We start from the raw sequence: 23389 nt of genomic DNA, 5'->3' as shown, positions 1-23389 counted from the left end.
CGCGGTCTGCGGCGTTCCGCCGTGGTGTAATGGCAGCACGACAGCCTTTGGAGCTGTGAGGTCTAGGTTCGAATCCTGGCGGCGGAGCATGGCGGAGAACAACGCAACACAGGGCGCACGTGCGCTGGCCGTGATCGTCCTGGCCGCAGGTCAAGGCACTCGCATGAAGTCGAGCCTGCCGAAGGTGCTCCATCGCATCGGCGGTCGTCCTCTGCTCGGTCACGTGCTCGACGTCGCACGCGATCTGCACCCCGACAGCGTGCTGGTGGTGCTGCGGCACGAGCGCGACCGCGTCGCGGAGGCGGTCACCGGCATCGCGCCCGAGATCCGGGTCGTCGACCAGGACGAGATCCCCGGCACAGGTCGCGCCGTCCAGGTCGCCCTCGACGCGCTCGGCGACTTCGACGGCGACGTGCTCGTGCTCAGCGGCGACGTTCCCCTCCTCGACGCCGACACGCTCGACGCGCTCCTGTCGGCTCATAGGGCCGCCGCGGCGGCGGCGACCGTGTTGACGGCGGTCGTGGACGACCCGAGCGGGTACGGTCGCGTCATCCGCGCCGCCGACAGCTCCGTGGCCCGCATCGTGGAGCAGAAGGACGCCACCGGCGACGAGGCATCCGTCACCGAGATCAACGCGGGGGTCTACGTCTTCCGCGCCGCACCGCTGCGCGAGCACCTGGGCCTCGTCGGCACCGCCAACGCGCAGGGGGAGCGCTATCTCACCGACGTGATCGGGCTGCTGCGCGCCTCGCGCCTCGCCGTGGCCGCGCTGACCGCGCCGGATGCCGCGGCCGCCCTCGGCGTCAACGACCGGGTGCAGCTTGCCGAGGCGGCGCGCCTCCTCAACGCGCGCACCGTGCGGCGGTGGCAGCTGGCCGGCGTCACCGTGCAGGATCCCGCCACGACGTGGATCGACGTCACCGCGACGCTCGCCCCCGACGTGACCGTGCTGCCGAACACGCACATCCTGCGCGCCACGGCCGTCTCCACCGGTGCGGTCATCGGCCCCGACACGAGCCTCGTGGACTGCGAGGTGGGCGAGGGCGCGACCGTCACCCGCAGCGACGCCACGCTCGCCGTGATCGGCGCCGGCGCCACGGTCGGGCCCTTCTCGTACCTGCGCGCGGGCACGCAGCTGGCCGCCGGGGGGAAGATCGGCACGTTCGTGGAGACCAAGAACTCCACGATCGGCGAGGGCAGCAAGGTGCCGCATCTCTCCTACGTGGGCGACACCACGATCGGGCGCGGTGTGAACCTGGGCGCGGGAGCGATCACCGCGAACTACGACGACCTGACCAAGCACCGCACGCATATCGGCGACGAGGTGCACACGGGCTCGCACAACGTGTTCGTGGCCCCGGTCAGGCTCGGCGACGGCGCCAAGACCGGTGCCGGCGCGGTCATCCGCAAGGACGTCCCCGCCGGCGCCCTTGCTCTGAGTGTGGCCCCTCAGCGCAACATCGACGGATGGGTCGAGAAGAACAGAGCGGGAACGGCCGCGGCAGACGCCGTGGCCAGGGCTCGGGCGGCAGAGAAAGCGGACGATGGCGCGCAATAAGAACACGGTTGATCTCGATGTCGCGCGGGGGATCGCGCCGGGCATCGTCGCGAAGACCAAGAAGCGGCTCGTGGTGGCCTCGGGCCGCTCGCACGAGGAGCTCGCGCTGGCGGTGACGCGAGAGCTGGGCACCGAGCTCGTGCCCACGGAGCACCGCACGTTCGCGTCCGGGGAGATCCTGACGCGTTTCGAGGTGTCGATCCGCGGATGCGACGTGTTCCTGATCCAGACCTTCGGTCCGCCGGTGAACGAGTGGCTCATGGAGATCCTGATCATGCTCGATGCCGCCAAGCGCGCGTCGGCGAAGCGGATCACCGTCGTCGCCCCGTACTACCCGTACTCGCGTCAGGACAAGAAGGGCCGCGGACGTGAGCCGATCAGTGCCCGCCTGGTGGCCGACCTGCTGCGCACGGCCGGGGCCGACCGCATCATGAGCGTGGATCTGCACGCCGCGCAGATCCAGGGCTTCTTCGACGGTCCGGTGGACCACCTGTTCGCCAAGCCGGTGCTGCTGGACTACTTCGAGCGCACGCTCACCGCCGACGACCGGGCCAAGCTCACCGTCGTCTCGCCCGACACCGGCCGGGTGCGGGTCGCCGACACCTGGTCGGACAGCCTCGACGCGCCCCTGGCGATCATTCACAAGCGCCGCGACCCGAACGTCGCCAACCAGGTGACCGTCAACGAGATCGTCGGCCACGTCGAGGGGCGCGTGTGCCTGCTCGTCGACGACATGATCGACACCGGAGGCACGATCGTCAAGGCCGCCCAGGCGCTGAAGAACAACGGCGCGGAGCGCGTCATCGTCGCCGCGACCCACGCGATCTTCAGCGACCCCGCCGCGCAGCGTCTGCAGGACCCGTCGATCGACGCGGTCGTGGTGACCGACTCGATCCCGCTGCCGCCGGAGAAGCGGTTCCCGGCGCTGACGATCCTGCCGATCGCACCGCTGCTGGCCCGGGCGATCCACGAGGTGTTCGAGGACGGCTCGGTCACGAGCATGTTCGACGGCGCCGCGTAACCCGTGCCCCCGGCATCCGCCCCCTCGTCCGCACCCTCACTCGCACCCTCGTCCGCACCCGCGTGCGGCATGACCTTCTCGCGAGTCACTGCCTTGCGCGCGAGTCACTGCGCTGCAGGGCAGTGACTCGACGGTAGGGGAGTGACTCGCGACCGGGGGCAGTGACTCGTGGCGAGGGCGAGGGCAGTGACTCGTGGCGAGGGCGAGGGCAGTGACTCGTGGCGAGGGCAAGGGGGAGGGGGAGGGCTAGCCGGGAGTTCCTCACCGTGAACGCATAGGCTGGACACAGGCTGCGCGGCGGGCGGCGCCGTTAGCGTGGAGGAGCGCCGTACGGCGCGGCAGAACGAGAGGACCGTCCATGATCCCCACCCCCGCCCTTGCTCGACCCGCCCGCGCGACAGCGGCCGCGGCATCCGTGGTCGGGGCGGTGCTCCTCACCGGCTGCGCGGCCGAGTCCGCGCCGGCCGCCGAGACGACCGAGACCGCCACTGCCACCGCGACCGCCGAGCCCACTGAGACCGCCGCGGCGGTCGCCGAGCCCGACAGCACGTACGTCGACGGGACCTACTCCGCCGAGGGCTCGTACGCGACGCCCGAGACGGTGGAGACGATCACCGTGACCGTGACCCTGGAGGACGACGTCGTCACGGCCGTGAGCGTGACCGGGAACCCCAGCAAGCGCGAGTCGGTGCAGTTCCAGGGCGAGTTCATCGGCGGCATCGCCGAGGTGGTCGTCGGCAAGCCCATCGATGAGCTCGCGGTCAGTCGCGTGGCCGGATCGTCGCTCACCAGCGGCGGGTTCAACCAGGCTCTGGAGATCATCAAGGCCGAGGCGAAGGCGTGACGTGACCGGCGACCGCTGGGAGTTCGACGCGATCGGCACCCGCTGGCGCATCGACACTCCTCGCCCGCTGCCGGCCGGAGTGCGCGACGCTGTCTCCGCCCTCGTCGACGCGTTCGACCGCGAGTGGTCGCGCTTCCGTGACGACTCGCTCGTGAGCGCTCTCGCGCGCGGCGCCGGTGTCGTGGACGCGCCGCCGGATGCCGCCGCCATGCTCGCCGTCTATGCCGACCTCGACGAGGCCACCGCCGGCGCGGTCAACCCGCTCGTCGGCGGGGTGCTCGCCCGGCGCGGCTACGACGCGCACTACGGGTTCGTCGATCGCGGCGCGGAGCCTGCGCCGTCGGACTGGCGCGCGGTGCTCTCCTGGACGACCGAGCGGCTGATGCTCACCGAGCCCGCCACGATCGACGTCGGCGCGGTCGGCAAGGGTCGCCTCGTCGACCGGGTGCTGGAGGTCGTGGCCGCCGACGGCGAGGCGGTCGTCGACGCGAGCGGCGACGTCGCGGTGCGCGGACGCGGCGACCGCATCGGGCTGGAGCATCCGTTCGACCCGACCCGCGCGGTGGGAGTGTGGGAGGTGCGGGATGCCGCGCTGTGCGCCTCCGCGACGAATCGGCGCGTGTGGGGCGAGGGCCTGCATCACGTGCTGGACGCGCGGACGGGGCATCCGGTCCGCACCATCGCGGCGACGTGGGCGGTCGCCGAGTCCGCCATGGTCGCCGACGCCGTCGCCACTGCCCTCTTCTTCGACGGCGGTGCCGCGTTCGCCCACGCCAGGGGCGTGCCGTGGGTGCGCATGACCAGCGACGGGCGCCTGGAGTGGTCCCCGGGCTGCGCAGCGGAGCTGTTCGTATGACGAGCGCGCTCACCGCGAGGTGGAACCGCGTCTTCGCCGTCCTCGGCCGCGTGTCGATGTACCGGCTCGTCCTGCTGTGCCTCGGCATGCTCGCCGCCTACGCGCTGACGCTGTCGCTGCTGGACGCCCTCGCGATCGGGCCGCTGGAGCTCATGGCAGCGCTGGCGGTCCTCGTGGCCGTGTGCGCGGCGGTGGATGCCGTCTCCCACCGCGTGCTGGGCTCCTCCTGGCGCCTGGAGTCATCGCTCATCACCGCGCTCATCCTGCTGTTCGTGCTGCGGCCGACGCTCGATCCGGCGGGCCTTGCCGGACTCGCGCTCGCGGGCGCCGTCGCATCGGCCTCGAAGTACCTGCTCGCGTGGCGCGGGCGGCACCTGTTCAACCCCGCCGCGGCGGGCGCGGCGGTACTCACGGTCGTGAGCGTGTGGCTCCCCGGTCTCGGCGCGTCGTCGTGGTGGGTGGGCACGCCCCTGCTGGCGGCGCCCGTGATCGTCCTGGGTCTCGTGGTGCTCCTGCGCACCGAGAAGGTGCGCGTCGTCGGCGTCTTCGTGCTCGTGGCGATCGTGGTCGCGGTCGTGCGAGTGAACGTGCAGTATCAGGCCGCCGGCATCCCGCTCGACCTCGCCACCGTGTTCTGGTCGGTCGTGTGGTCGTCGCCGTTCCTGTTCCTCGGCGCGTTCATGCTCTCCGAGCCCCTCACCCTGCCGCCGCGCCGGTGGCAGCAGCTCGCGGTCGCAGTCGTCGTCGGGGTTCTCGCCGGCTGGCCGATCGACCTCGGCGAGGTGAGCCTCGGACAGGAGCGCGCACTCCTCGTCGGCAACGTCGTGGCGTTCTGCTTCGCCGCCCGCTCCGCCGTCCGGCTGCGGTTCGAGGGGCGTCGCACGCTGACTCCGACCGTCCGCGAGCTGACCTTCCGGGCGGGGCGCGGGCTCCGGTTCGTGCCCGGTCAGTACGTCGAGCTCGAGGTGCCGCACGCGCACCCCGATGCGCGGGGCACGCGGCGGGAGTTCAGCATCGTCTCCGCTCCGCGAGAGCTCCCCGAGCTCCGTATCGCGCTGCGCGAGGGCGGCGCCGTGCAGTCCACGTACAAGCGGGCGCTCGCCGCGGTCGCACCGGGGGACGCGCTGGCCGTCACCGGGGTGTGGGGCGACTTCGTGCTGCCGCGTCGCTCGTCGGGCCCCGTGCTCATGGTCGCCGCCGGCATCGGGGTCACGCCGTTCGTGTCGCAGCTGACCGAGCTCGGCGCCGACGCGCGCGAGCGCGACATCGTGCTCGTCTACGTCGCGTCCGAGGCTGCGGAGCTGGCGTTCCGTCCGGAGCTGGAGGCCTCCGGCATCCCGGTCGTCGTCTTCACGCGCGACCGGCCTGCCGGGCTGCCGTCGCACTGGCGGTGGGCCGGTGGCGCGCGGCTGGATGCCGACGGCCTCCTGCAGCTCGTTCCCGACATCCACGCGCGTCACGCGTACGTGTCGGGCCCGCCGGGGCTGATCGCCGAGCTCGCTCCGGTGTGGGAGCGAGCTCGTTCGGTCACGACCGACGCCTTCTCCGGTTACTGACCCCGCCTCGCCCCCTCTCGGCCTCCTGCCCTGTTGGTGACACTTTCCTGCGACGGCGCCACACCCCCTTCTGCGATGGCGCCAGAAGTCTGCAACAGCGCCACATATTCGTACGGGCCGGAGCAGGAGACTGGCGCCGACGCGCAGTGAGGGTTCGCCAGGCAGGTGGTGGGATGCCGTGACTCAGGGCGCGGGACAGGCTGTGTCAGGGCGCGGCTCAGGGTGCGGGATCGGCGGGCCGCGCGGGCAGGCGCAGCTCGAAGGTCGTCGAGCCTGGGCGGCTGTCCACCGTGAGCGAGCCGTGGTGGGCCACCACGATCGCCCGCGCGATGGACAGCCCGAGGCCCGTGCCTCCGGTCTGCCGCGCGCGGGAGCGGTCGCCGCGGGAGAAGCGCTCGAACAGCTCGCCGGCGACGGCCTTCTCGATGCCGGGGCCGTTGTCGTTCACCCGCACAACAGCCTCGCCTCCGACCACGAGGACCGCGACGGTCACGCGGGTCCCGGCGGGAGTGTGCACTCGAGCGTTGGCGAGCAGGTTCGCCACGACCTGGTGGAGCCGCGCGACGTCGCCGGCGGCCACGACCGGCTCGTCGCCGACATCGAGGATCCACTCGTGGTCGGTGCCGACTGCCCGTGCATCGGCGACCGCCTCGATCGCGAGCCGCGTGAGATCGACGGCACCGAAGACGAGCTCCTGCCCCTCGTCGAGGCGCGCCAGCAGCAGCAGGTCTTCGACGAGGCTCGTCATGCGCACCGACTGCGCCTGGATGCGCTCCAACGCCGACGTCGTCGTGGTCGCCGCCTCCGGTCCGGGCAGCTGCTGCAGGGCTCGCAACGACAGCTCGGAGTAGCCGCGGATCGACGCCAGCGGGGTGCGCAGCTCGTGGCTCGCGTCGGCGACGAAAGCCCGCATCCGTTCCTCGTTGCGCTGACGGGCATCGAGGGACGAGCCGACGTGGTCGAGGAGCGTGTTCAGCGCGATGCCGACGCGACCGATCTCGGTGCGCGCGTCGGCCTCGGCCACCGGAACGCGCTCCGCGATCGAGACGGCACCCTCGGCCATCGGCAGCGCGGCGACGCGGGTCGCGGTGTCCGCGACCGCCTCCAGGGGCTTGAGCGAGCGGCGCAGCACGACGGCGATGGCCGCAGCCAGCAGGACGAGCCCCAACGCGGTGACGAGGAGGATCGCCCAGAGGATCTGCGTGATCGTGGCGTTGACGGTGCCCAGCGGCAGCCCGGCGATGCCGGCCACATCGCCCGCGCGGAACGGCACCACGCGGTATGTGCCGAGGTCCGGTACGGTGATGGTCGCGAAGCCGTTGTCGGGGGTCGCGACCACTGCGGCGACCTGCTCCGCGCTGAGCGCGGTCACCCCGCTGTCGGCGGTGACGACTGCGGCGGTGACACCGGCGGTCGAGTCGAGCAGCAGCAGGTAGCCCTCCGGCTGGCGGCCGGTGGAGAGCACGGCGGCCGCGTCGCGCACGCCGCGAAGCTCCCCCGGGCCCGGCTCGAACAGGCGCAGGGCGGCGGTGGAGGCATCCAGGGTGGAATCCAGCGAGCCGATCAGCGCGTCGCCGACGCGCGCGCCGATTGCGACGGCGCTGCCGACGAGGATGAGGGCCACCATGCCCATGACGGTGACCATCAGGCGCGCCTGCAGGCTCCAGCGCCGTCGGCCGGGGCTCATTGCGGGGCTTTGATCATGTAGCCGACGCCGCGGACCGTGTGGATCAGCGGCTCCCGGCCGTGATCGATCTTCTTGCGCAGGTAGGAGATGTACAGCTCGACGACCGACGAGCGGCCTCCGAAATCGTAGTTCCACACACGGTCGAGGATCTGCGCCTTCGACATCACGCGGCGCGGATTGCGCATGAGGAAGCGCAGCAGCTCGAACTCGGTGGCGGTCAGCTCGATGAGCTCGCCGTCGCGCTCCACCTCGTGGGAGTCCTCGTCAAGCGACAGGTCGCCCACGCGCAGCACCGGGTCGGTGAGGTCGGTGCGGGCCGTGCCGGCCCGGCGCATCAGGCCGCGCAGCCGTGCGACGACCTCTTCGAGGCTGAAGGGCTTGGTGACGTAGTCGTCTCCGCCGGCGGTGAGACCGGCGACGCGGTCGGAGACGGAGTCCTTCGCGGTGAGGAACAGTACCGGGACATCGTTGCCGGAGCGTCGCAGCCGCTGCAGCACTCCCATGCCGTCAAGGCCCGGCATCATGATGTCCAGGACCAGGGCGTCGGGCGCGTACTCGCGCGCCACGGTGAGCGCCTCCAGCCCGGACGGGGCCGTGCGCACCTCCCAGCCCTCCATGCGCAACGCCATCGAGAGGAGGTCGGTCAGCATCTGCTCGTCGTCGACGACGAGCACGCGTGGGGGAGTGCCGTCTGGCCGGCGGAGCTCAGGTGCGGTTGAGGTCATGTTCACCATGATGAACCCTTTTCCTTTGCGAGTGCTATGTAGACCCGATCTTAAGGCTGTCGATCGTGTCGGAACCGGTGATGACGCGACTGAGGATCGTTCCGAGTCGTGCGACGGGATGCCGCCGATCGCAGGTCCCGCGCAGGACGACGACTATCGACGCGGCCGGCTCGGCACGAGGAGGAACGCGAGGAGCAGCATCAGCAGCATCCCGACCACGGAGCCGATCGTGTTGGCCACGAGGTCGCGCACGTCGGGCACGCGCGTGTCGAGCAGCAGCGCCTGGGCGAGCTCGATCGCGCCGCTGAGTACGAGGCCCAGCACCGGGGCGGACCACCAGCCGCGCACGCCGAACCAGAGCACGGCGAACACGCCCAGCGGCACGAACATCGCGATGTTCGCGGCGAACTCCATGCGCTCCAGGGTGATCCACTCGGTGACCCGGTGCCGGGAGAACCAGGCGAGCAGGCGTTCCAGCACCTCCGAGACGTCCGCGCCGTAGGGCCGGGCGCGCAGCGTCAGCCAGCCCACCGCCCACAGGTAGGCGGCGGAGAGGACGGCGAGCACGGCGCGCGATGCCGCACGCCGTGCTCGCACCATCACTCCGACGAACTCAGTGCGTGTCCTCGGCGGCGATCTCCGACCGGTCGCCCGACCACAGCGTGTGGAACGTGCCCTCCTTGTCGACGCGGCGGTACGTGTGCGCGCCGAAGAAGTCGCGCTGACCCTGGATGAGCGCGGCCGGCAGCCGCTCGGCGCGCAGGCCGTCGTAGTAGGCGAGCGAGGACGAGAAGGCGGGGGCGGGGATGCCGGCGGTCGCGGCCGTCGACACGATCGAGCGCCACGCGTCCTGGGCGCGCCCGAGCGCCTCGACGAAGTACGGCGCGCTCAGGAGCACCGGAAGTCCGGGCTCGGCGTCGTACGCGTCGGCGATGCGGTTGAGGAACTGGGCGCGGATGATGCACCCGCCGCGCCAGATCTTCGACACCGCGCCGAGGTCGATGGTCCAGCCGTACTGCGCGGCGCCCGCGCGGATCTCGTCGAAGCCCTGCGAGTAGGCGACGATCTTCGAGGCGTACAAGGCTAGACGCACGCTCTCGACGAAGGCGTCGGGGTCGCCCACCTGCAGGGCCTCGCTCGGTCCGGGCAGGCCCCCGGAGACCACGCGCTGCTCCGGATGCGACGAGAGCGAGCGGGCGAAGGTCGCCTCGGCGATGCCCGACACCGGCACGCCGAGGTCGAGCGCGGTCTGCACGGTCCAGGCCCCTGTGCCCTTGGCGCCCGCCTGGTCGACGATGATGTCCACGAGCGGGCGGCCGGTCTCGGCATCGGTCTGGCGCAGCACCTCGGCGGTGATCTCGATGAGGTAGCTCTCCAGCTCGCCGCGGTTCCACTCGGCGAAGATGTCCGCGATCTCGGCGGGGGTCTTGCCGGTGCCGCGGCGGATGAGGTCGTAGGCCTCGGCGATCAGCTGCATGTCGGCGTACTCGATGCCGTTGTGCACCATCTTCACGAAGTGGCCGGCGCCGTCGTGGCCGACGTGGGTGACGCACGGCTCGCCCTCGGCGACCGCGGCGATCGTGCGGAGGATCGGGCCGAGCGTCGTCCACGCCTCGTCGGGCCCGCCGGGCATGAGCGACGGGCCGTTGAGCGCGCCCTCCTCGCCGCCGGAGACGCCCATGCCGACGAAGTTGAAGCCGCGCTCGCGCACGGCCTTCTCGCGGCGGATCGTGTCGGTGAACAGCGAATTGCCGCCGTCGATGATGATGTCGCCCGGCTCGAACACGCTCATGAGGTCGTCGATGACGGCATCGGTCGGCCGCCCGGCCTTGACCATGATGATCGCGGTGCGGGGCTTCTGCAGCGACGCGGCGAACTCCTCGTAGGAGAACGCGGGGATGAACTCGGCTTCGGGGTGCTCGGCGATGAGCGCGTCGGTCTTCGTGCGGCTGCGGTTGAGGACGGCGACGGTGTTGCCCTCGCGGCTGGCGAGATTTCGGGCGAGGTTCGATCCCATCACGGCGAGTCCGACGACTCCGATGTTGGCGGTCCGGTCAGAGGTCATGGCAAGAGCCTTCCGATCAAGTGGGGGCCCGGCAGGACGCGGGTCCTTTCACAGTAGCGGGCGGGCCCGTCAGTGCGCAGGTGTGCTGCGCTCGGCGACGAACCGCCGCGAGACGGCGATGTCGCGGTCGCCGTAGCCGCGTTCGACGAGCTCGTCGAACGCGGCGCGCAGCGCGGGCAGGATCACCGCGTCGGTCCCGGTCGCCTCGGCGATGTCGTTCGCGAAGCGCAGGTCCTTCACCATGTACTTGGCCAGGCCGCTGGGGGAGTCGTCGCCGGTGACGAGCTTGTCCTTGCGGCTGTTCAGGACGTTCGACCCGGCGTAGCCGCCCGCCAGCAGGGTCCAGAGCGCATCGAGGTCGAGGCCGGAGCGCTCGGCCAGGACGGTGGCCTCGCCGAGGGCGAGGATCGTGGCCGCGACCACCAGCTGGTTGCACGCCTTCGCGACCTCGCCGGCGCCGAGCGGCCCGAGATGCACCGGGGTGCCGCAGGGGGCGAGGATGCCGGCGGCGCGGGCCGCGTCGGCTTCGGTGCCGCCGATCATGATCGAGAGGGCCCCGGCGCGCGCCCCGTCCTCGCCGCCGGAGACCGGGCAGTCCACGACGCGCACGCGCCCGGCGGTCCGCTCGGCGAGCCGATCGGCCAGTGCGCGCACGCCGGGGGCAGACGAGGTCGACCCGATCATCAGGAGAAGGTCGCCGGCGCCTGCCAGCAGCCCGTCCGGCCCGTCGAGCATGCCCTCCAGGTCGGGGAGGTCAGGCAGGAACACGACCAGCGCGTCGACCTGTTCGGCGAGCTCCCGCGGGGTCGCCACCCACGTGGCACCCGCGGCGACCAGGTCGGGGCGGGGCGAGCGCGAGTGGACGACGAGCGTTCCGCGGGCGGCCAGCAGATGCTGGGCGACCGGGGTGCCCATCGAGCCGACGCCGACGATCCCGACGACGTCGGGCCGGGCCGCGGTCGATGTCGGGCGGACCTCGTCGGCGGGGGGGATGTCGCTCATGCCAGACATGGTAGTGGTTCAGTCGGACGGACGTGGTCCAACCGGTTGTCCTAAGCTAGGGTATGGTCACGGCGACTCTGGCCGACGGAGCAGGATCCTGCTCAAGGGAGGAGAGCGGGATGCCCGGGATCGAGCAGAAGCTGCGGGCGGTCGTGGCCGTGCCGCTGTCGGAGGCGCACTGCCGCCTCATCGAGGAGCTCGAGCCTCGGCTGGAGGTCGTCCGCGACCACCGCCTCGTTCCCCCGATGCGCGGGCCGGCCGATTGGTCGGGGGATCCGTCGTTCGTGCGCACCCCCGCCGAGCAGGCGGCGTTCGAGGCGATGGTGGACAGCGCGGACGTGCTGTTCGGCATCCCCGACGTCGATCCCGCCGCCCTTTCCCGCACGGTCTCGGCCAACCCGCGCCTGCGCTGGGTCATGACCATGGCCGCCGGCGGGGGCAGCCAGATCAAGGCGGCGGGGCTGGATGCCGCAGCCCTCGCACGCATCGTGTTCACCACGAGCGCCGGCGTGCACGGGGGGCCGCTGGCCGAGTTCGCCGTCTTCGGCGTGCTGGCAGGCGCCAAGGATCTGCCGCGGCTGGTCGCCGACCAGGCCGCGCGCACGTGGCCGGAGCGATGGGAGATGCGCCAGGTCGACGAGCTGACCGTGCTCGTGGTCGGTCTCGGCGGCATCGGGTCGGAGTGCGCTCGCCTGCTCGACGCGCTCGGCGCGCGGGTGTGGGGCACGACGCGTTCCGGCGAGCCGGTGGAGGGCGTGGAGCGTCTCGTCCCGCTCGACCAGCTCGTCGAGGCGGTCGCCGAGGTGGACGCGCTCGTGGTCACCCTTCCCGGGACGGCGCAGACCGACCGGCTGATCGGCGCCGAGGTGCTCGCCGCCGCGCGCCCCGGCCTGATCCTCGCCAGCATCGGTCGCGGCAGCGTGATCGACGAGACCGCGCTCCTGGCGGCCCTCGACGACGGCAGGGTGTCGTTCGCGGCGCTCGATGTGTTCGCCGTCGAGCCGCTGCCGGCCGACTCGCCGCTGTGGGCGCATCCGCGGGTGCTGATCAGCCCGCACACGGCGGCGCTGAGCAGCAAGGAGGAGGAGCGCATCGCACGCCGCTTCGCCGACAACGCGACCCGGCTCCTGGACGGGCGAGCGCTTCGCGCGGTCGTCGACACTGTCGAGTTCTACTGAGCGATCGGAAGGCGCGCATGTCCGTCGATGAAGACGACTCCTCCGCCCGTGACCCCGCTCCGGCTCTCCGGCGCGGAGTGCGCATCCTCGGCATCCTGACCGAGGCCCAGGGCAGGGCGGTCGGGCTCACCGAGATCGCCCGCGCGCTCAAGGCCCCGAAGTCCTCCACGTCGAACCTGTGCGTGGTGCTGGAGGAGTCCGGACTGATCCGGCGGGTCGAGGCGGGGTACCTGCTCGGGCACCGCACGGTCGAGTTCGGCGGCGCCTACATCCACTCGTTCAACGAGGTGCGGGAGTTCTACCGCTACTGCGCCACCGCGGCCGCGCTGTCGCAGGAGGTCGTGCAGATCGCGATGCTCGACGGCTCCGACGTGCTGTATCTCGCCCGACACGAGGGCAGCGCGCCGCTGCGGCTGACGGCCGGCATCGGCGACCGGTTCCCCGCCGCTCCCACCGCGGTGGGAAACGCCCTCCTGGCCGCGCTTCCCGACGACGAGGTCGCGCGTCTGTTCCGCGATCCGGCGGCCTTCCCCCGCCGCACGGCGCAGAGCGTGCGCACCCTTCCCGACCTGCTCGCCAAGCTCGAGCTGGTGCGCCGGCGCGGCTACGCGGTGGACGAGAACGAGGTGCATCCGGGCATCTCCGGCGTCGCGGTGCGGATGCCGCCGCGCTCCAGCTCTTCGCCGGCGCTCGCGATCGGGTGCACGTTCCTCACCGCGGCCACCTCCGACCTGCAGCAGGAGACGATCCTGGCGGAGCTGTTCGAGTTGGAGCGGCTGATGGAGAACCCGATGCAGCCCATCAGCGACCCTCGGCCGGGCGCGGAGGCCGATTCCTGAGAACAGTCGTGTTCAGAGTATTGAACTCTGTTCGCTCCACCGGTATCTTCTTCTCAGAACACCACACTCGAAGGAGATGATGTGGAGCACAACGAAGGTTCGGAGGGCGCGCCTCTGCTGAGCGTGCAGCACCTCACCAAGTCCTTCTACGCCACCAAGGCCGTCGATGATGTCTCGTTCGACATCCACGCCGGCGAGATCGTCGCCCTCATGGGCGAGAACGGCGCAGGCAAGTCCACCGTGATCAAGATGCTCGCGGCCGTCTACAAGCAGGACTCCGGCACGATCCTGCTCTCCGGCGCCGACATCGACGCGCCCGGAGTCCGCAGACAGGTCTCGTTCGTGCATCAGAACCTGGGACTGATCGAGTGGATGACCGTCGCCGAGAACATCGCGCTGGGTCTGGGCTACCCCCGCACGGGGCTCGGACTGCTCAGTCAGAAGGGGATGCTGGCGCAGGCCGACGAGGTGCTGGACACCATCGGCGGCGGCATCGATCCGCGCGCCCGCATCTTCGACCTACCGCGCGCCGAGCGGAGCCTGCTCGCGATCGCGCGGGGACTGGTCAGCAAGCCGAAGCTGCTCGTGCTGGACGAGCCGACCGCGTCCCTCCCGCAGGGCGACGTGGAGCGGTTGTTCGTGGTGCTGCGCCGACTGCGCGAGAGCGGGGTGGGAATGATCTACGTCTCCCACCGCCTGGACGAGACCTACGACATCTGCCAGCGCGCGGTCATCATGCGCAACGGCCGGCTCGTCGCCGAGCGCGCCGTGCACGATCTCACCCCGCAGGAGATGGTCGAGCTCATCGTCGGACGCGAGACCACGGTGCCCCGCATCGGCGAGCCGGGCGAGCGCGACCGCCTGGTGCTGTCGGGCCTCCGGGTCGGCGACACCGAGCCGATCGACCTCACGGTGCGAGAGGGCGAGGTGCTCGCGATCTGCGGGCTGCGCGGGGCGGGCCAGGAGGCGCTGGGCCGCGCCATCGCCGGCGCGACGCACCCGACCGGGGGGCGGATGACGCTCGACGGCGAGGAGTACCGGCCGCACGACCCGCGCGATGCCGTCGAGGTCGGGGTCGCGTTCGCCACGTCCAACCGGGAGTCCGAGGCCGTGGGGGCGGGGCTCACCGTGCGGGAGAACCTCTTTTACAACCCCGGCGTGTGGGGACGGAAGTGGTGGCAGCCGCGCGCGGTGCGCAGCGAGAGCGCGGAGGCGCGGGAGATCCTCGCGCCCTACCAGATCCGCCCCGCCGACCCCGAGCTGGCGCTGGACACCTTCTCCGGCGGCAACCAGCAGAAGGCGATCCTGGCGCGCTGCTTCGGCCGCGGGCGCAAGATCGTCGTCCTCGAAGAGCCCACCATGGGCGTGGACGTCGGCGCGAAGGCCGAGATCTACGATCTGCTCGGCCAGGTCGTGTCCACCGGCACCGGTGCGGTGGTCGTCTCCACCGACATGGAGGAGGTGGCCAAGATCGCCCACCGCGCGATCGTCATGGGGCGCGGCCGCATCGTGGCCGAGCTCGTCGGATCCGACGTCACCATCCCGAACCTGATCTCCGCGGCATCCGATCTGGCCAGCGTCGGCCACGCCGCCTCACCTGAAGGAGCCAGCGCAGCATGAGCATGAACACGTCCGTCAAATCGACCGCGCTGGAGCCTGGGCCCGGCGCAGGCTTCTTCCAGAAGCTGACGAGCAATTACGGCATGGTGCTGCTCACGCTCGCCCTGTTCGCGCTGTTCGTCATCCTCCGGCCGGATACCTTCGGGTCGCTGCTGAACTTCCAGCTGCTGGCCTCGAGCAAGTCGGTGCTGCTGATCCTCGCGATCGCCGTCACCATCCCGATGGTCGCCGGCAAGATCGACCTGTCCGTCGGCTACGGCGTCGGGCTCTGGCAGGTGATGGCGCTGTCCTGGCAGATACAGGGGCTGGACTACCGGCTCACGATCCTGCTGGTGCTCGTGGGCGGCGGGGTGATCGGCCTGCTCAACGCGCTGCTGGTCGAGCTCGCCCAGGTCGACGCCTTCATCGCGACCCTCGCCACCGGGCAGGTGATCTACGCCATCACCTACTGGTACACCGGCGGCCAGCAGGTCACCGACTCGCAGGGCGAGCGGGCGCTGTACTTCGACGAGCTGACGCGGTGGACCCTCGGCCCGATCCCCGGCCCGTTCGTCATCGCGCTGGTCCTCGCCCTCGTGGTGTGGCTCGTGCTCGACTACATGCCGGTCGGCCGGTACCTGTACGCGGTCGGCGCCAACCCCGCGGCGGCGACTCTCACCGGCATCCCGCGACGCAAGTACGTCGTGGGCGCGATGGTCGCCTCGGGCATGCTCACCGGCCTCGCCGGCATCCTGCTCGCCTCCCGCCAGGCCGGCGTCGCGCAGGCGAACATCGGGCCGGAGTTCCTGCTCCCCGCCCTGGCGGCGGCCTTCCTCGGCTCCACCACGATCCGCCCGGGCCGGGTGAACGGTCTCGGCACGATCCTCGGCGTCGCGATCACCACGATCGGCATCTCCGGCCTCCAGCAGGTGTTCCCGGGTCAGTTCTTCCTGGAGCCGCTGTTCAACGGCCTGACGCTGGTCGCCGCGATCACGATCGCCTCGCTGGCCACTCGCAAGCGCGTCTCCCGCGCCGACAGCGCACCGGTGACCACCAAGCCACCCGGGCCCGAGCCGCTCGACACGCAGGCGATCGCCAGTGTCGAACACGAGGCTGCCGTCGCGGCATCCACGCCCCCCACCCCTGGAAAGGAAGACCGGTGATGATCAAGCGCACCTCCCGCCGCACGGTGCTGGCCGCGATCGCGGTGCCGATGGCCCTCGCGCTCGGACTCGGGCTCACCGCATGCAACAGCCCGAAGGTCGGCACGGGTGACACGGGCTCCGCCGCAGAGGTGTCGGACTTCACCGCCATCCTGCCCACCGGCGATGCCGTCGACTTCTCGAAGAAGCTCGTCGACAAGAGCCTGAACTCGACCGACGGCTTCACGCCGCCCACGAGCGGACCGACGGCGCAGCAGCCCGGCGCGCACGTCGCCTATGTCGGCAGCGACCTCACCAACGGCGGCATCAACACCGTCCAGAAGGGCGTGCTGGAGGCGGCGGCGGCGATCGGCTGGACCGTCGACGCCTACGACGGCAAGGGCACGACGCAGGGGCGCTCGGACGCGCTGAGCCAGGCGATCGCCGCTCAGCCGGCGGCCATCATCCTCGGCGGGTTCGACCCGACCGAGCAGGCCACGACGATCCGTCAAGCCGGCGATGCGGGGATCCCTGTGATCGGCTGGCACGCCGGCTCCACCGTGGGTCCCGGCAACGGCCTCTTCACGAACATCACGACCGATCCGCTGCAGGTGTCGCAGCTGGCGGCGGCCTACGCGGTCGCCGACTCCGACGGCACGGCCGGCGTCGCGATCTTCACCGACGGGCAGTACGACATCGCCGTGCAGAAGGCCAAGGCGATGCAGGCCTACGTCGAGGCGTGCGAGACGTGCACGGTGCTGTCCTACCAGGACTCGCCGATCGCGGAGGCCGATCAGCGGATGCCGGGCATCATCTCGCAGCTGCTGCAGTCGAAGGGCGACGAGCTCAGCTACCTCCTCGCGATCAACGGCAACTACTTCGGCGGTGCGCAGCAGGCGCTGCGCGCTGCGGGCACCGACCCTGCGGGGCCGCCCAAGTCCGTGGCCGCCGGTGACGGCGACGCCGCCGAGTTCCAGCGCATCCGCAACGTCGACTACCAGGCCGCGACGGTCGCCGAGCCGCTGCTGCTGCAGGGCTGGCAGCTGATCGACGAGGCCAACCGCGCCCTCGCGGGGGAGGAGGACTCCGGGTTCATCGCGCTGCCCGCCCTGATCACGAAGCAGAACGTGCCGGATGGTGACGTGTTCGATCCGTCGAGCGGCTACCGTGACGTGTACAAGACGGTCTGGGGCAAGTGATATCTGCCCGCGCGGCACAGGAAGGACGGATGGATGACGCACGAGCGCATCCCGGCGAGGTTCGAGGCACTGGATCCGCGGTTCGCGGGCATCGGCGGGGATCGCGAACTGCGCGTGCTCTTCGACGACGGACGCTGGCTGGAGGGTCCCGCCTACTCGCCGCAGGGGAGGTTCCTGCTCTTCAGCGACATCCCCAATGACCGGGTGCTGCGCTATGACGAGGTGAGCGGCGCGGTGCACACGTGGGATGCCCGCGCCGGATTCACCAACGGGCGCACGGTGGACCGCGAGGGTCGCTTCGTGCAGTGCGAGCACGGTGGGCGGCGGGTCGTGCGCTTCGAGCACGACGGCTCGGCGAGCGTCGTGGCCGACTCCTATCAGGGGCGGCGGCTCAACAGCCCCAACGACGTGGTCGTGCACACCGACGGGTCGGTGTGGTTCACCGATCCGCACTACGGCATCCGCAACGACTACGAGGGGCATCGCGGCGACGAGGAGATCGGCAGTCGCAACGTCTACCGGTGGAGCGAGGACGACGGCCTGGTCGCGGCATCCGACGCGCTCGACGGGCCGAACGGGCTGGCGTTCTCGCCCGACGGTGCATTCCTCTACGTGAGCGACAGCGAGCACCGCAGCATCGTGCGCTTCCCGGTCGAGGGCGCGCGGCTGGGCGAGGGGTCGACCTTCGCGACGGCCGACGTCATCTACGACGGGCTGCGCATCGACACCGAGGGCAGGGTGTGGGCCGCGGCGGAGGACGGCGTGCACGTCTACCATCCCGACGGCGAGCAGCTCGGCAGGCTTGCGGTGCCGCAGGTCGTGTCGAACCTCGAGTTCGGTGGACCGCAGCGGAACCTCCTCTACCTCACGGCGACCTCGCGGCTGTACGTGCTGCGGGTCACCGTGCAGGGCGTGAGCCGCATGCCTTCCCCGTCCGGTGCCGTCCGGACGGCGGCGCGGTGACCTCTCCCGCCGGGCTGGCGGCCTTCGACCTGACCGGTCGGACGGCGCTGGTCACCGGCTCCAGCCAGGGCATCGGGCGCACGCTCGCGGAGGGGCTGGCGGCCGCCGGCGCCACCGTCGTGGTGCACGGACGCGACGCGGCCAAGGCCGCCGCCGCGGCGGCGGAGATCTCCGCCGCGACCGGCACCGCGGCGCAGAGCATCGTCTTCGACGTGACGGATGCCGGGGCCGTCGATGCCGGCATCGACGCCCTGGAGGCGGACCTCGGCACCCCGGACATCCTGGTCAACAACGCCGGCGTGCAGCGGCGCGCCCCGATCGCGGAGTTCTCCGACGAGGACTGGCGGGCCCTCGTGGAGACGAACCTGTCCAGCGTCTTCTATCTCTCCCGCCGCGTCGCGCGCGGGATGATCGCGCGGGGTTCCGGCAAGCTCGTCCAGATCGGCAGCGTGCAGTCCCAGCTGGCGCGGCCGTCGATCGCGGCGTACTCGGCCACAAAGGGCGCTATCGCGATGTTCACCAAGGGACTGTGCGCCGACCTCGCGCCGCACGGCATCCAGGCCAACGCGATCGCGCCGGGCTACTTCGCCACAGAGCTCACCAAGGCGCTTGTCGACGACGAGCAGTTCTCCGGGTGGGTGCGCACGCGCACTCCGGCGGGCCGCTGGGGCGACACGCGCGACCTCGTGGGGGCGCTGGTGTTCCTGGCCAGCGGGGCGAGCGACTTCGTCAACGGGCAGACGCTGTACGTCGACGGCGGAATGACGGCGGTGGTGTGATGGGCAATCCCGCCGTGGTCGTCCACGCCGCCGGTGACCTGCGCGTGGAGGATGTCGCCGAGCCCCGTCCGGCAGGCGACGAGGCGATCGTCGAGATCGCCTATGGCGGCGTGTGCGGCTCCGACCTGCACTACTGGCTGCACGGCGCCGCAGGTGCGTCGATCCTGCGTGAGCCGATGATCCTCGGCCACGAGGTCTCCGGCACGGTGGTGCAGGCCGCCGCCGACGGGAGCGGCCCCGCGGCGGGCACACCGGTCGCCGTCCATCCGCTCACCCCCCGCGGCGACGGGGCGACGCCCTGGCCGGCGGGCCGGCCCAACCTCGCCCCGGCCTCGACCTATCTCGGCTCGGCGATGCACCTCCCGCACACGCAGGGCGCCTTCGCCCGCCGGGTGGCGCTGCCGGCGCGCATGCTGCACGAGGTGCCGGCGGGGCTCGACCTGCGCGTGGCCGCCCTCGCCGAGCCGGCCGCGGTCGCGTGGCACGCGATCGAGCGCGCGGGCGACGTACGCGGCAGGAGCGTCGCGGTGATCGGTGCCGGCCCCATCGGCCAGCTCGTGGTGTCGGCCGCGCAGCATCACGGCGCGGCATCCGTCGTGGTCACCGATCTGCATCCGCTGCCGCGCGAGCTGGCTGCGGCGCGAGGGGCACGGGCGCTCGATGCGAGGGACGCCGACGCGATCGCCGCATTGCACGCGGACGTCGTCGTCGAGTCCAGCGGCACCGTCGCGGGGCTCGCCGGGGCGGTGTCGGCCGCTGCGCGCGGCGGAACCGTCGTGCTGCTCGGCCTGCAACGAGCAGGCGACGTCCCCGCGCCGATCGCCACCGCGATCACTCGCGAGCTGAGCCTGGTCGGCTCGTTCCGTTTCGGGGCGGAGTTCGACGCGGTCATCGCCGCGCTCGCGGACGGATCGCTCGTCGTCGACGGCGTCGTCACCCACGTCCGGCCGGTGGCCGAGGCCGCCGAGGCGTTCGCGGTGGCGGCCGACGCGTCGCGCTCGTCGAAGGTGCTGCTGCGCTTCGACGACGACGCGTGACCGCGTGCCGTCGGACGCGGCCGTTCGCGGTGCGCGACTCAGTCGTGGTAGCTCTGGCGCCCCATCGAGAACAGCGCCATCGAGACCGCGGTGGTCGCGCCGAGGGCCATGAGGCCGAGCAGCCAGAACAGCGCGTGCGAAAGAAAGCCGTACTCCATGGGTCCCCCTTCGGGCGCTTCGTGACGTCCTCATCGTAGCGCGACGGCTGGTAGACTCGCCACGATACTTCGGCGAGGGATGCCTCGTTTCTCCGGTCTCCGGAGGGGCGCGGCATCCGTGATCGACGCGGTGATGCAGGCTTCCGGCTTTCCTCACGCGTGCGCGTTCGAGTCGAATCCAGATCCCGCACCAGGGCCGTGTGGCCCGCAAGGAGAACCATCATGTCGACCGAGACCGACACCAAGGTCCAAGCCGAGCCGCGCGAGAGCTTCGGCAAGGGGTTCGCGCGCCGCCTGCGCGCGGCCGGCAAGATCCCCGCCGTCATCTACGGCCATGGCACAGACCCCGTCCACGTCGCCCTCCCCGGCCACCAGATGTCGCTGCTGATCCGTCGTGCGAACGTCGTGCTCGAGCTCGACGTGGCAGGCAATACCCAGCTCACGCTCGTCAAGGACGTCCAGAAGGACCCGGTCCACCAGGTCATCGAGCACATCGATCTGCTCGTGGTCAAGAAGGGCGAGAAGATCCAGGTCGACGTCCCGATCGTCGTGGTCGGCGAGCCGTTTGCCGGCACCATCGTGAACCTCGACGCCCCGAGCGTCGCGCTCGAGGTCGAGGCCACCCACATCCCCGAGCACATCGAGGTCGACGTCGAGGGTCTCGAGGACGGCACGCACATCACCGCGGCCGAGCTGACCCTGCCGCGCGGCGCGACCCTGCAGACCGAGCCGGACGTCCTGGTCGTGGCGATCTCGACCCCGGCCGGATCCGCGAGCGACGAGACCGAGGAGGCCGCCGAGGAGGCGGCCGCCGACGAGGCCGCCGGCGAGTAGGACACCGCCCGCATGGAGCCCGTCCTCTCCGGCGAGGGGGCGGGCTCCGCTGTCCGCACGGTGACCGAGGAAGGGAGCGCAGCGATGGCCGAGACGTGGCTGATCGTGGGTCTGGGCAATCCCGGGCCCCGCTACGAGCCGACCCGTCACAACGCCGGGCAGCTCGTCGTGGACGAGCTCGCCTCCCGGCGCGGCGAGACCTTCCGGGTCCACAAGGCGGGTGCACGCGTGGTCGAGGCGTGGTCGCGTCCGGGCGGACCGAAGCTGGTGCTGGCCAAGCCCAATAGCTTCATGAACCTCTCCGGAGGCCCCGTCTCGGCGCTCGTGGCGTTCTATCGCGTGCCGCTGGAGCGGGTCGTGGTCGTGCACGACGAGCTCGACCTGCCCTTCGACACCCTCAAGCTCAAATCCGGTGGCGGTCACGGCGGCCACAACGGTGTCCGCGACGTGGCGAAGGCGCTCGGCTCACCCGACTTCGTGCGGGTGCGCGTGGGCATCGGGCGCCCGCCGGGTCGGCAGGACCCCGCCGACTGGGTGCTCGATCCGTTCTCCTCCGGCGAGCGCGCGGCGCTGCCGAGCATCGTCGGCGACGCGGCGGATGCCGTCGAGCAGCTGGTCGCCGAGGGACTCCTCGCCGCGCAGCGGACCCACCACGCGCCCCGGCCCTGAACGGCCGTGCCGCCCGGGCTCCTACAGTCCGGTGAGCAGCGCGTCCAGGTGGGCGACGAGGCCAGCGATCGGCACGCGCACCTGCGCCATCGAGTCGCGCTCGCGCACCGTCACGGCGGCATCCTCCAGCGTGTCGAAGTCCACGGTGACGCAGTAGGGCGTGCCGACCTCGTCCTGGCGACGGTAGCGGCGGCCGATCGCCTGGGCGTCGTCGTAGTCGATGTCCCACTTCTCGCGCAGGAGATCGGCGACACGACGCGCGGTGGGTGTGAGCGCCTCGTTGCGCGAGAGCGGCAGTACCGCGACCTTGTAGGGTGCGAGCCGGTGGTCGAGCCGCAGCACGGTGCGCGTGTCGGTCTTGCCGGCCGCGGTCGTGGCCTCCTCGACGTCGTAGGCGTCGACCAGGAACGCCATAAGCGCGCGGGTCAGACCGAAGGACGGCTCGATCACATACGGGATGTACTTCTTGTTCTGGGCCTGGTCGAAGTAGGAGAGGTCCTTGCCGGATGCCTCGGCGTGCACGCCCACGTCGTAGTCGGTGCGGTTGGCGACACCCATCAGCTCGCCCCACTCGCTGCCGACGAAGCCGAAGCGGTACTCGATGTCGACCGTGCGCTTCGAGTAGTGCGCGAGCTTGTCCTTGGGGTGCTCGAACCAGCGGATGTTCTCGGGGGTCATGCCCAGGTCGAGGAACCATGCCCAACTGGCGTCCATCCAGTCCTGCTGGGCCTGCTCGTCGGTGCCGGGCTCGACGAAGTACTCGATCTCCATCTGTTCGAACTCGCGCGTGCGGAAGATGAAGTTGCCGGGGGTGATCTCGTTGCGGAAGGCCTTGCCGATCTGCGCGATGCCGAACGGGGGCTTGCGGCGCATCGACTGCTGGACGTTCCGGAAGTTCGTGAAGATGCCCTGCGCGGTCTCGGGTCGCATGTAGTGCTTGCCCGACTCGTCGTCGACGACGCCGAGGTAGGTCTTCACGAGACCCGAGAACGACTTGATCTCGGTCCACTGACCGACCTTGTCGGGGTGCTCCGGGTCGGGGATGTCGGCCAGGCCGTTGACCGGCGGATGCCCGTGCTTTTCCTCATAGGCCTCGAAGAGGTGGTCGGCGCGGTAGCGCTTGTGCGTGACGAGCGACTCGGTGAGCGGGTCGGAGAAGGCAGCGACATGGCCGGATGCCTCCCACACCGCGGTCGGCAGGATGATCGCCGAGTCGAGCCCGACCATGTCGGCGCGCCGCTGCACGAAGGTCTTCCACCACTGGCGCTTGATGTTCTCCTTGAGGGCCACGCCGTAGGGTCCGTAGTCCCACGCAGAGCGCGTGCCGCCGTAGATCTCCCCGGACGGGTAGACGAACCCGCGGTGCTGCGCCAGGGCGATGGCGGCGGTGAGGCGTTCGTGCGGTGTCATGCGTGGTTCCCCGTATCGTGGCTGATTGCCGCAAGGGGCGCGGCGACCAGTCGATCCTATAAGGTCGCGCGGACGCCGCTTCGGGTTGGCGCGTATGGTCGCGGAGTCCGGTGGGTTGGCGCGTATGGTCGCGGCTTCAGGCTGCGGCGGCAAGGTGGGCCTGGTGAAGCGGGCGTGGCATCCGGTGGGTTGGCGCAAATCGTCGCGGATGAAGGGCGGGTTCAAGCTGCTATTGCAACGTTGATTTCGTTTCGTAGTGTCTCACTCG

Annotated in this window: 21 protein-coding genes and 1 tRNA gene; 16 read left to right on the top strand and 6 right to left on the bottom strand. The window is 71.1% G+C overall.

Features of this window, described 5'->3' with window-relative positions; translation table 11 throughout:
* Positions 1–15 precede the first annotated feature (15 nt).
* From QM641_RS00110 to QM641_RS00085, 6 genes are all read left to right on the top strand, one after another.
* A tRNA-Gln gene (locus tag QM641_RS00110) sits at positions 16–87 on the top strand.
* Between the two features lies 1 nt (position 88).
* Complete coding sequence (glmU, locus tag QM641_RS00105) at positions 89–1558, top strand: bifunctional UDP-N-acetylglucosamine diphosphorylase/glucosamine-1-phosphate N-acetyltransferase GlmU (RefSeq protein ID WP_415112200.1); 1470 nt, start codon at positions 89–91, stop codon at positions 1556–1558.
* Entirely contained in the window at positions 1545–2579 is a 1035-nt protein-coding gene (locus tag QM641_RS00100) for a ribose-phosphate diphosphokinase (protein WP_415112198.1), read from the top strand. The genes glmU and QM641_RS00100 overlap by 14 nt, the downstream gene beginning before the upstream one ends.
* A gap of 358 nt (positions 2580–2937) precedes the next feature.
* Positions 2938–3423 carry a hypothetical protein gene (locus tag QM641_RS00095; RefSeq protein WP_415112196.1) on the top strand — a complete coding sequence of 162 codons (486 nt, stop codon included), beginning with the start codon at positions 2938–2940 and terminating at the stop codon, positions 3421–3423.
* A 1-nt stretch (position 3424) separates the two neighbouring features.
* Complete coding sequence (locus tag QM641_RS00090) at positions 3425–4279, top strand: FAD:protein FMN transferase (protein WP_415112194.1); 855 nt, start codon at positions 3425–3427, stop codon at positions 4277–4279.
* Positions 4276–5835, top strand: coding sequence for an FAD-dependent oxidoreductase (locus QM641_RS00085; protein ID WP_415112192.1), 1560 nt, complete (start codon positions 4276–4278; stop codon positions 5833–5835). The genes QM641_RS00090 and QM641_RS00085 overlap by 4 nt, the downstream gene beginning before the upstream one ends.
* 217 nt (positions 5836–6052) lie before the next feature.
* On the opposite strand, the gene QM641_RS00080 is transcribed toward QM641_RS00085, so the two are convergent.
* From QM641_RS00080 to QM641_RS00060, 5 genes are all read right to left on the bottom strand, one after another.
* Positions 6053–7522, bottom strand: a complete 1470-nt coding sequence (locus QM641_RS00080; RefSeq protein WP_415112190.1) for a sensor histidine kinase — start codon at positions 7520–7522, stop codon at positions 6053–6055.
* The gene (locus QM641_RS00075) at positions 7519–8247 is read right to left on the bottom strand and encodes a response regulator transcription factor (protein ID WP_415112188.1); all 729 of its coding nucleotides are present in this window, start codon (positions 8245–8247) and stop codon (positions 7519–7521) included. Before QM641_RS00075 ends, QM641_RS00080 begins: the two co-directional genes overlap by 4 nt.
* A gap of 153 nt (positions 8248–8400) precedes the next feature.
* A complete protein-coding gene (locus QM641_RS00070) occupies positions 8401–8847 on the bottom strand; it encodes a VanZ family protein (protein ID WP_415112186.1) in 447 nt (148 codons plus the stop codon).
* 13 nt (positions 8848–8860) lie between these two features.
* Entirely contained in the window at positions 8861–10312 is a 1452-nt protein-coding gene (gene gndA / locus QM641_RS00065; protein WP_415112184.1) for an NADP-dependent phosphogluconate dehydrogenase, read from the bottom strand.
* Between the two features lie 69 nt (positions 10313–10381).
* The gene (locus tag QM641_RS00060; RefSeq protein WP_415112182.1) at positions 10382–11314 is read right to left on the bottom strand and encodes an NAD(P)-dependent oxidoreductase; all 933 of its coding nucleotides are present in this window, start codon (positions 11312–11314) and stop codon (positions 10382–10384) included.
* A gap of 119 nt (positions 11315–11433) precedes the next feature.
* Between QM641_RS00060 and QM641_RS00055 the strand changes: the two genes are divergently transcribed.
* From QM641_RS00055 to pth, 10 genes are all read left to right on the top strand, one after another.
* Positions 11434–12492 carry a D-2-hydroxyacid dehydrogenase gene (locus QM641_RS00055; RefSeq protein ID WP_415112180.1) on the top strand — a complete coding sequence of 353 codons (1059 nt, stop codon included), beginning with the start codon at positions 11434–11436 and terminating at the stop codon, positions 12490–12492.
* Positions 12493–12509: 17 nt separating this feature from the next.
* Entirely contained in the window at positions 12510–13331 is an 822-nt protein-coding gene (locus tag QM641_RS00050) for an IclR family transcriptional regulator (RefSeq protein ID WP_415112178.1), read from the top strand.
* An 81-nt stretch (positions 13332–13412) separates the two neighbouring features.
* Positions 13413–14951, top strand: a complete 1539-nt coding sequence (locus QM641_RS00045) for a sugar ABC transporter ATP-binding protein (protein ID WP_415112176.1) — start codon at positions 13413–13415, stop codon at positions 14949–14951.
* Positions 14948–16093, top strand: coding sequence for an ABC transporter permease (locus tag QM641_RS00040; protein ID WP_415112174.1), 1146 nt, complete (start codon positions 14948–14950; stop codon positions 16091–16093). The genes QM641_RS00045 and QM641_RS00040 overlap by 4 nt, the downstream gene beginning before the upstream one ends.
* Entirely contained in the window at positions 16093–17271 is a 1179-nt protein-coding gene (locus tag QM641_RS00035; RefSeq protein ID WP_415112172.1) for a substrate-binding domain-containing protein, read from the top strand. The genes QM641_RS00040 and QM641_RS00035 overlap by 1 nt, the downstream gene beginning before the upstream one ends.
* A gap of 33 nt (positions 17272–17304) precedes the next feature.
* Complete coding sequence (locus QM641_RS00030) at positions 17305–18234, top strand: SMP-30/gluconolactonase/LRE family protein (protein WP_415112170.1); 930 nt, start codon at positions 17305–17307, stop codon at positions 18232–18234.
* A complete protein-coding gene (locus QM641_RS00025; RefSeq protein WP_415112168.1) occupies positions 18231–19013 on the top strand; it encodes an SDR family oxidoreductase in 783 nt (260 codons plus the stop codon). Before QM641_RS00030 ends, QM641_RS00025 begins: the two co-directional genes overlap by 4 nt.
* The gene (locus QM641_RS00020; protein WP_415112166.1) at positions 19013–20050 is read left to right on the top strand and encodes an alcohol dehydrogenase catalytic domain-containing protein; all 1038 of its coding nucleotides are present in this window, start codon (positions 19013–19015) and stop codon (positions 20048–20050) included. Before QM641_RS00025 ends, QM641_RS00020 begins: the two co-directional genes overlap by 1 nt.
* A 380-nt stretch (positions 20051–20430) precedes the next feature.
* Complete coding sequence (locus QM641_RS00015; protein ID WP_415112164.1) at positions 20431–21042, top strand: 50S ribosomal protein L25/general stress protein Ctc; 612 nt, start codon at positions 20431–20433, stop codon at positions 21040–21042.
* Positions 21043–21126: 84 nt separating this feature from the next.
* Positions 21127–21711, top strand: a complete 585-nt coding sequence (pth, locus tag QM641_RS00010; protein WP_415112450.1) for an aminoacyl-tRNA hydrolase — start codon at positions 21127–21129, stop codon at positions 21709–21711.
* Positions 21712–21732: 21 nt separating this feature from the next.
* Here the strand turns inward: pth and QM641_RS00005 are convergent, their stop codons facing one another.
* Positions 21733–23121 carry a glycine--tRNA ligase gene (locus tag QM641_RS00005; protein WP_415112162.1) on the bottom strand — a complete coding sequence of 463 codons (1389 nt, stop codon included), beginning with the start codon at positions 23119–23121 and terminating at the stop codon, positions 21733–21735.
* Between the last annotated feature and the right edge of the window lie 268 nt (positions 23122–23389).

Origin of the sequence: Microbacterium sp., assembly GCF_047605725.1 — a bacterium.
Taxonomy (GTDB): Bacteria; Actinomycetota; Actinomycetes; order Actinomycetales; family Microbacteriaceae; genus Microbacterium.
Note: the sequence above shows the minus strand (reverse complement) of the source record. Positions and strands in the feature narration are given on the sequence as shown.

Excerpts from the sequence above, each read along its gene's own strand:
- QM641_RS00080 (WP_415112190.1), bottom strand. The coding sequence starts at position 7,522 with ATGAGCCCCGGCCGACGGCGCTGGAGCCTGCAGGCGCGCCTGATGGTC.
- QM641_RS00070 (WP_415112186.1), bottom strand. The coding sequence starts at position 8,847 with ATGGTGCGAGCACGGCGTGCGGCATCGCGCGCCGTGCTCGCCGTCCTC.
- QM641_RS00030 (WP_415112170.1), top strand. The coding sequence starts at position 17,305 with ATGACGCACGAGCGCATCCCGGCGAGGTTCGAGGCACTGGATCCGCGG.
- glmU (WP_415112200.1), top strand. The coding sequence starts at position 89 with ATGGCGGAGAACAACGCAACACAGGGCGCACGTGCGCTGGCCGTGATC.
- QM641_RS00050 (WP_415112178.1), top strand. The coding sequence starts at position 12,510 with ATGTCCGTCGATGAAGACGACTCCTCCGCCCGTGACCCCGCTCCGGCT.
- QM641_RS00075 (WP_415112188.1), bottom strand. The coding sequence starts at position 8,247 with ATGACCTCAACCGCACCTGAGCTCCGCCGGCCAGACGGCACTCCCCCA.
- QM641_RS00085 (WP_415112192.1), top strand. The coding sequence starts at position 4,276 with ATGACGAGCGCGCTCACCGCGAGGTGGAACCGCGTCTTCGCCGTCCTC.
- QM641_RS00095 (WP_415112196.1), top strand. The coding sequence starts at position 2,938 with ATGATCCCCACCCCCGCCCTTGCTCGACCCGCCCGCGCGACAGCGGCC.
- QM641_RS00060 (WP_415112182.1), bottom strand. The coding sequence starts at position 11,314 with ATGAGCGACATCCCCCCCGCCGACGAGGTCCGCCCGACATCGACCGCG.
- QM641_RS00015 (WP_415112164.1), top strand. The coding sequence starts at position 20,431 with ATGTCGACCGAGACCGACACCAAGGTCCAAGCCGAGCCGCGCGAGAGC.
- QM641_RS00035 (WP_415112172.1), top strand. The coding sequence starts at position 16,093 with ATGATCAAGCGCACCTCCCGCCGCACGGTGCTGGCCGCGATCGCGGTG.
- QM641_RS00005 (WP_415112162.1), bottom strand. The coding sequence starts at position 23,121 with ATGACACCGCACGAACGCCTCACCGCCGCCATCGCCCTGGCGCAGCAC.
- QM641_RS00020 (WP_415112166.1), top strand. The coding sequence starts at position 19,013 with ATGGGCAATCCCGCCGTGGTCGTCCACGCCGCCGGTGACCTGCGCGTG.
- pth (WP_415112450.1), top strand. The coding sequence starts at position 21,127 with ATGGCCGAGACGTGGCTGATCGTGGGTCTGGGCAATCCCGGGCCCCGC.
- gndA (WP_415112184.1), bottom strand. The coding sequence starts at position 10,312 with ATGACCTCTGACCGGACCGCCAACATCGGAGTCGTCGGACTCGCCGTG.
- QM641_RS00055 (WP_415112180.1), top strand. The coding sequence starts at position 11,434 with ATGCCCGGGATCGAGCAGAAGCTGCGGGCGGTCGTGGCCGTGCCGCTG.
- QM641_RS00040 (WP_415112174.1), top strand. The coding sequence starts at position 14,948 with ATGAGCATGAACACGTCCGTCAAATCGACCGCGCTGGAGCCTGGGCCC.
- QM641_RS00100 (WP_415112198.1), top strand. The coding sequence starts at position 1,545 with ATGGCGCGCAATAAGAACACGGTTGATCTCGATGTCGCGCGGGGGATC.